Annotated in this window: 5 protein-coding genes and 5 pseudogenes; 6 read left to right on the top strand and 4 right to left on the bottom strand. The window is 53.2% G+C overall.

Going from position 1 to position 6863, the window contains the following annotated elements; translation table 11 throughout:
* From ABUE31_RS22530 to ABUE31_RS22515, 4 genes and pseudogenes are all read left to right on the top strand, one after another.
* Nucleotides 1–272: SEC-C metal-binding domain-containing protein (locus ABUE31_RS22530; protein ID WP_367726008.1), on the top strand; the 272-nt coding region annotated here is incomplete at its 5' end.
* Nucleotides 271–634: pseudogene (locus ABUE31_RS22525) on the top strand (transposase); the annotation flags it as partial. The gene ABUE31_RS22530 and the pseudogene ABUE31_RS22525, both read left to right, overlap by 2 nt.
* A gap of 28 nt (nt 635–662) precedes the next feature.
* Nucleotides 663–883 (top strand): annotated as a pseudogene (locus ABUE31_RS22520) (integrase core domain-containing protein); the annotation flags it as partial.
* 57 nt (nt 884–940) lie between these two features.
* Entirely contained in the window at nt 941–1825 is an 885-nt protein-coding gene (locus ABUE31_RS22515) for a glycosyltransferase family A protein (RefSeq protein ID WP_367726010.1), read from the top strand.
* Nucleotides 1826–2017: 192 nt separating this feature from the next.
* Here ABUE31_RS22515 and ABUE31_RS22510 read toward each other — a convergent pair whose 3' ends face one another.
* Nucleotides 2018–3013 (bottom strand): glycosyltransferase family 2 protein, encoded by a 996-nt coding sequence (locus tag ABUE31_RS22510; RefSeq protein WP_367726007.1) that lies wholly within the window; start codon nt 3011–3013, stop codon nt 2018–2020.
* A gap of 189 nt (nt 3014–3202) precedes the next feature.
* On the opposite strand from ABUE31_RS22510, the pseudogene ABUE31_RS22505 reads away from it, so the two are divergent.
* Nucleotides 3203–4305, top strand: a pseudogene (locus ABUE31_RS22505) (IS3 family transposase).
* A gap of 12 nt (nt 4306–4317) precedes the next feature.
* On the opposite strand, the pseudogene ABUE31_RS22500 reads toward ABUE31_RS22505, so the two are convergent.
* From ABUE31_RS22500 to ABUE31_RS22490, 3 genes and pseudogenes are all read right to left on the bottom strand, one after another.
* Nucleotides 4318–5251, bottom strand: a pseudogene (locus ABUE31_RS22500) (IS630 family transposase).
* Nucleotides 5252–5512: 261 nt separating this feature from the next.
* Entirely contained in the window at nt 5513–6310 is a 798-nt protein-coding gene (locus ABUE31_RS22495; protein WP_367726006.1) for a sulfotransferase family 2 domain-containing protein, read from the bottom strand.
* 104 nt (nt 6311–6414) lie between these two features.
* Nucleotides 6415–6730 (bottom strand): annotated as a pseudogene (locus tag ABUE31_RS22490) (integrase core domain-containing protein); the annotation flags it as partial.
* Here ABUE31_RS22490 and ABUE31_RS22485 point away from each other — a divergent pair.
* Nucleotides 6702–6863, top strand: a 162-nt coding sequence (locus tag ABUE31_RS22485; RefSeq protein WP_367726009.1) for a DUF2092 domain-containing protein, incomplete at its 3' end; no start/stop codon positions are given. The pseudogene ABUE31_RS22490 and the gene ABUE31_RS22485 overlap by 29 nt on opposite strands.

The raw sequence follows: 6863 nt of genomic DNA, 5'->3' as shown, positions 1-6863 counted from the left end.
GCTATCTTCCGGACCTCACCGCCGACGAGGTCGCCGCCAGCGCATGGCGCGGCTTCCGGCGCGGCAAGCGGATGGTCGTGCCCGGCCTCGCCTCGAAGGCCGCCGCGCTGCTGACCTGGTTGGTGCCCACCGGCCTCATCCTGCCCAAGGTCGCCAGTGTGCAGAAGCGCAAGAGTGACTGCCCATGTGGCTCCGGCAAGGTCTTCACCCGCTGCTGTGGCATGAAAAGGCGGTATCTTAGCAAGTATGGCGGCGGGACCGGATCGACCTGAGTCGATCGCCGCGCTGTGCCGGCGCTAGGGGATCGCCGAAAGCCTGTACTACAACTGGTCGAAGGAGTTTTTTTGGAGGCCGGCAAGAAGCGGCTTGCCGGGTATACGGCACGTGCCGCTTCCAGCGACGAGGTGAAGGGACTGCGCAAGGAGGCGTAAGAGCTCAAGGAGGTTGTTGCCGAGCAGGCGCTGGAATTGAAGATTCTCAGAAAAAGTATGATCGCGCCCTATAGTTGAATGCAGAGCATTCAGCTGTCGGGTAGCAGATGGGTGGACGGCGACAAATGGGGTATCCCGCATCCGAGAAGCTGGAGATCATCCGCCTGGTCGAGCAGTCGCAACTGTCGGCACGTCGCACGCTGGTATTGCCGCTTTCTTGCCGGCTCGAAAGAGAGCCTGTTCTTCGGCCTCGACCATGCGCGCAACGCCATCGCCGAATGGAGGCAGGACTTCAACACCGCGATGCCGCATTCCTGCTCAGCTACCGAACCCCGGCGGCCTTCGCCAGAACCCTCGCCGCAACCGGCTCAGATGCTTCGCACGACAAGGGCTTCGCGTCTGCGCCGGTTGCCAAACCCGCGCCCTACGGCGTAACAGAAACGGTCGAGGCTCAACATCGGCCGACGGATGAAATTTCGGCGGCAGGTCAGCGGGATAGATGTTCTCACATGAAACCATGTTACATAATAATAACAGCAAGCCACAATAGACCAAATCTATTAGTTCGCAACATACAATATATGTTAAATCAAAGCTACGAAAATTGGCTCCAGATTATCGTTGATGATTCTTCTAGTGAGGATATGACAGAAGTATTTAATTTTATTGATAACGATAGGAGAATTCACTTAATTCAATTTGAATTTAACAAGGGATGTAATGCGGCGCGTAATAGGGCATTGGACTTCATCGAGGAGCAGGGCTTAGACGGATTTATTTGTATTGTTGATGACGATGATTATATCGTTCCGGATGCGCTCCAAAAGATGAACAATCTTATTATTTCAAATCCAGGATATCGCTGGTATACCGCGGATAGTTGCTTTCCTGACGGTAAAAAAGCATGTCAAATGAAAAAGTACGGAAGACTGTCTTATCTACAGAATCGAGTATTTAGCAACGATATCAAAGGAGACCTGACTCATTTTATTGATGCAGGTATTTGCAAGGGAGTCCGCTTTACTGACAAATTCAGAAATGCGCACGAGTGGTCCTTCTTCTCGAAACTATCTTTCGAGCACGAGTTATTTGCTTTCGAAGAGAATATTACGATAAAAGAATATTTAGAGGGCGGCCTGACTAAATTACGAGTGTCTCATCAAAATCCGCTAAAGGTGAGGCAATTTAGAGTTGATACGTTAAGTAAACTCGTAAGTAAAAGGCAATTGTCGTCGGAGCAATTATTATTGTCCAAAGAACTTATAAAAAATGGCCAAACTAAATTGGCTCTGTCAATATTGAAGTCAATTGCTCCTTATCAGATGTTTACATTGAAATTTTATAGGTATCTGATCAGAGCATCGTTATTGTCGAAGCGTTACACGAGACGATGAGCGGATCACGATCGAAGGATTTGGCTTTTGCGATGCGATTTCACTTTGGTTATCGATATTCCTATGACGCATCGCGACCGTCAATGGCTTGGCGTAGGCTCAGTCGTGTCAACGCGGGCCACTCTTCTTCCGGTAGGTAAAAGCTGCGCCTACAGGTAGATTGCCTGCGATCCGACAGGCGTCAAGTCGTTCTCACTTGTAGAGGCTGGAGCGAAAACCCAAAAGTGCCTGTATGCGACCGACGGACCAACCCATGGACCGAACGGCCATAACCGGTGAAGCAAGGCCGTAAACAGGAATTACCAGCAAAACAAGCCCTAGGAGGAAACGAAGTGCGAAGTATAGAATGTTTAAAGGCAAAGATGGAACAAATAGTTTTGGGTTCTTCAAAATAAAATGAGTATTCGATTGAGCTGCACCGCGAATGAACTGGTAAGATAGAGATAACCGGTCCAGAGACAATTTTTCCCAGACAACCGCATTGGGACACCAAGCCGGCGTAGCGCCGGCAGCGCGTGCAGAGCGAAAAAATGCAGTATCGGAGCCACCCGATATCTGCATTGTTTCGTCGAAGCGTATTCCAGTGCGCCGCAGCCAGCGGACATCGCATAGCCAGTTGTTTGTGACGACTGTGTAGCGACCGCCTGTTGACGCTCTGTGCGCAGTAGTACGATTCTTTCGCCGCATCCGGGCGGCAAGGCTGGCATTGATGGCGCGATGCCAGGCATTCGCATTATCTGGCGGACTTGCCACATTGACCGGGCCGCCGATCAGATGGGCGCCTGTGCTTTTCCAGCAAGAGATAAGTTCTTTGAGCCAATTTCTGGCAGGGTATTCATCGTCATCTATGAAGCACACCGCATCGGCTCCTAGTGCCAATGCTTCGTCGAGCGCGCGGTTGCGTGCAACTGGGATGCCTCGACGGCTCTCGACCACGTATTGAACCTCACCCAGGGACGATCGTTGGGCCTCCACGATCGGCTGCGCAGACGCAGCCGAATCATTGTCGACGACGATCAGAACCGAACGGATGCCGCTAGGGATCTCCATTTCTGCATAGGAAGCTAAAAGGTTCTGAAGCAGGTCGTTGCGCTTGTACGTCAACACTGCGACAACGATTGAGAACTCGGTAGGGCTTTGGGGAGCGGCGGCCGATTTTGAGCCGTTTTGCAATGTAGCCTTGAACAATCCGATGCCCCTGAATTGGTATATCTTGACCTGCCACTGAACTTGCATCCGGCGGCGATTAGAGCCTCGACCGTTTCTGTTATGCCGTAGGGCGCAGGTTTGGCAACCGGCGTTTTGGTCCTGACCCCGGAACCGGTCCAGACGGGGCGCAATTCTTCGGGCACATTTTCCGATTGAAGGAGATGTGTCATGCCGAGGAAGCGATTTGGCGAGGAGCAGATCAGTTTTGCCCTGCGGCAGGCTGGAAGCGGGACCCTGGTGCCAGACATTTGCCGTAAGCTCGGAATCTCAGAGCCAACCTTTTTGCCGTTGGAAGAGGCAGTTGGCGGGGATGGGTTTGCCGGAGATCCGGCGGCTCAAGCAACTCGAGGACGAAAACCGAAAGCTGAAGCAACTGGTCGCAGACGTCACCCTGGACAAGACCGTGCTGCAGGAGGTGATCCGCCGAAAATGGTGAAGCCCTCCCGCCGCCGGGCGGTCGTGGATGATCTGCAGAAGGTCTATGCAGTGAGTGAACGATGTGCGTTGAGGGCAACGGGTTTCAAGCGTTCTTTGCAACGCTACAGGCCGAAGCGGGATCCACAGACCGAACTCCGGATGCGGCTCAAGGAGCTTGCTTGGGCGCGTGTGCGCTGCGGCTGTCGCAGGCTCCATGTGTTGCTGAGGCGGGAGGGCTGGCCCGTTAACCACAAGCGGATCTACCGGCTCTACTGCGAGGAAGGGCTATCCATACGTGCCAAGACGCCGAAACGCAGAAGCGCCTGGCGTAATCGGTCGGGGCGCCCGGAGATCGTTGACATCAATGACTGCTGGGCGATGGATGTTGTATCCGATGCTCTGTTCGACGGCCGACAGTGCCGAGTCCTGACCTTGGTCGACTGCCACGGCCGAGAGTCGCTGGCGATTGTCGTGAGAACGAACTTTCGTGCCTATCAGATCGTCGAGGAACTCGATCGCCTGAGCCAGAAACGGGGTAAGCCAAGGAGTATCCGCTGCGAAAACGGTCCTGAGTTCGCCGGCCGGATGCTCGACCAATGGCCTATCTCAATGGTGTGGCGATCGACTTCTCAAGACCCGGAAAACCCGCGGACAACGACTTCATCGAAGCCTTCAACGCACGGCTCCGTGCGGAATGTTTGAATCCGTCCTGGTTCATGTCAATGAGCGATGCCCGCGATCGCAAAGAGCAATGGAGGTGCCACTACAACGAAAACCGACCCCACAGTGCCCTCGGCAACTTGTCCCCGAAGGCATTCGTCGAACAAGCAAACCTTGTCCGGAAAGTTGCCTAGAGCGCGTCCTGTTTAATCCGGGTCATATCCTGCGGCTTTGAAGTAGTTTTCGCTTTCGGACTGAGTGAAGAGATCGATAAGGGAGCCGACAGTGTCCCAAAGAGCGGCAATTGTTCGCTCGGCCTTTGCGCACAGCAGCGCCTTGAGCTTGGCGAAGGCGTTATCGATGGGGTTGAAGTCGGGACTGTAGGGCGGCAGGTATAGAAGCCCCGCGCCGGCCGCTTCGATCGCGCCTCGGATGCCGGCGGCCTTGTGGGCTGGCAAGTCCACCACGACGATGTCACTTGGCGCAAGGGTATGAGCCAGCACCTGCGCGAGGAACACATGGCCGTTCATGGCGCTGTCAAGGGCGAGGGCGCGGTCACGCGTGTCAGACTCAGCGCGCCGGTGAAGGTCATGGTTTTCCAATGGCCATGCGGCACGCCGGCCCGACAGCGTTCGCCTCGCGGCGCTCGTCCACGCAACCCTGCCATCTTGGTCGACAAGCCGGTCTCATCGATGAAGACCAGCTTCGCCGGATCAAGATCGAGCTGGCCGTCGAACCAGTCCCGGCGGCGCTTCAGGATGTCAGGGCGGTCCTGCTCCAGTGCGTGTGCGGACCGTCTTTTTGAGCGTCCAGCCGTGCCGGCCAAGCCAGGGCTGAAGGCACTGCGGCTGATCTGCACCGACCCGCCCGGCGAATAGCCGCTCCACCATCTCGTTCAGCGTAATGTCCTTGCGCTCGTCGATCATGCCGAAGACGAACTCCGCATCCTGGTCGAGGCCGCGAACCGCCCTTTCGTCCCTGCGGGCGTGGCGACAACTCGCCGATCTTCGCACGTGCGATCCAGCGGATCTCACTCGATACCCCGACACCGAAACGTGCCGCCGCCGAGCGGGCTGATGCCCCTTCGGCCGACGCCTTCAAAACACGCCACCGCAAATCATCGCCAAGCGCTCTCACCATCCTTCACCTCCATCGAGGCGAATCTTGAATCAGCATCGAGCCGGCGCGTCACTTCACAATCGATTCATTGATCCCCGGACGCGCTCTAGCTCGTGGACCACATTTGCCGGCAGGACCAACAGCCTACTTCAGGGAGCACCACTTCTTTAGGGGCAGACCAATATGGAGCCGTCGTTGTATTTACTCCCTGGGCGGACCCCGGAATATTGCCGGCTCGGCTTTGGCGGATGACCGTGGATGAAGGATGCGCATGCGTTGATGTCATTTAAAATAATTCAAATTCCTGCGCTCTCGCTTGTAGATCTGATTCTCCAATTCCTGATTATCGAAATCATACTCGAACAATTCGATATCACGTGAATAAATGTCAGCAACCTTATCTCTCATTTTGCGACTATAATAGCTACGATAATCTTGACGTCGACTTTGATTTTTCTTTGCCAAACTATTTTCTCTCCCAAGTTTGTTCGCTACAAACGAAAAATCATTATCTATATTTTCAATAAATCCAATGTAATCTAGTTTTAAGGTTGGAAACCTAGTTATCACATAGTGATGCTGTGGCACTAAATGACGTTTAGACCAAGCTCGCTCAACAGTTAGCCAATTTACGACGAAATCCTCAAAATCGACAATGTTTCCTAAATTGTCAGCTGCCCATTTTCTATCTTTTTCATCCATACCACCCTCTTTGAGGTAATGAAAAGCAGAAACCAATCGGTCCCATGGATTTCTAACAAAAGTATATTTGAAATAGCGAGAATACTCACATGGCCTGAATATTTTTGTATAGGTATCCAAACTATAATGTCCGCCAGCCAAACAAGAGTACAAATGTTGACTAATCGAAACCCCGGCGCATTTAGGAATATGAACGAAAATAGTTTCGGTCTCAATAAACGGAGATAGTGAATAAGAAAAATTTCCTGAAATCATTTTTCGTTTCAATTTTTGCGATTTTTCATATTGCCCCTTATTCAAAAGTCTAAACTTTAAATGGATGAGGTTCAAATATAGCAAGTTGTTTGGTGAGATATTACCTATTAGTCGTTCTAACATGGAGTTTAACCGTTGGTTCATTATGAAAAGTCAGTTAGATGTTACAAAGCATTGTCCATACGATTCGGTGTATTGTATAATTTTCCGCTATTTCGAATAGTCTGTCAGAGGTCTATGTCTAGAGGATGCGTGACGCCGTCGGGATTGACCAACGAGATCGGGGGCTTGTGACCGATCGCGCCATGCGGGCGCTCCTCATCGTAGTATCTGCGCCAACCCTCCATCTTTTCGGCTGCATCCGCAAGCGTCAGGAACCAGTGAGCGTTCAAGCCATTCCGCGCGGAAGCGTCCGTTGAAGGCTTCGATGTAGGAGTTTTCGGTGGGCACTAACGGCCGTGAGAAGTCGAGCGCAACGCCGTTGGCGTAGGCCCACAGGTCGAGGTTGCGGGAGATGAACTCGGAGCCTTGGTCGATGCGGATCGCCGACCGGCAGGCGCGGACCTATGTCTATGACGGCAAGACGGTGACGCAATACGCGCCCGGCCTCGACCTCTATTCCGTGTTCGAGGCGCCCGCGACGATCGCCGACATGCTCGACGAAGCCGACGAGAAA

This window comes from Mesorhizobium marinum, from assembly GCF_040813675.1.
Taxonomy (GTDB): Bacteria; Pseudomonadota; Alphaproteobacteria; order Rhizobiales; family Rhizobiaceae; genus Mesorhizobium_K; species Mesorhizobium_K marinum.
The sequence above is the reverse complement of the archived record's forward strand: the minus strand, read 5'-3'. Positions and strand labels throughout refer to the sequence as shown.

Bases quoted from the DNA above. Each gene is read 5' to 3' on its own strand.
- ABUE31_RS22515 (WP_367726010.1), top strand. From the start codon at position 941: ATGAAACCATGTTACATAATAATAACAGCAAGCCACAATAGACCAAAT.
- ABUE31_RS22495 (WP_367726006.1), bottom strand. From the start codon at position 6,310: ATGTTAGAACGACTAATAGGTAATATCTCACCAAACAACTTGCTATAT.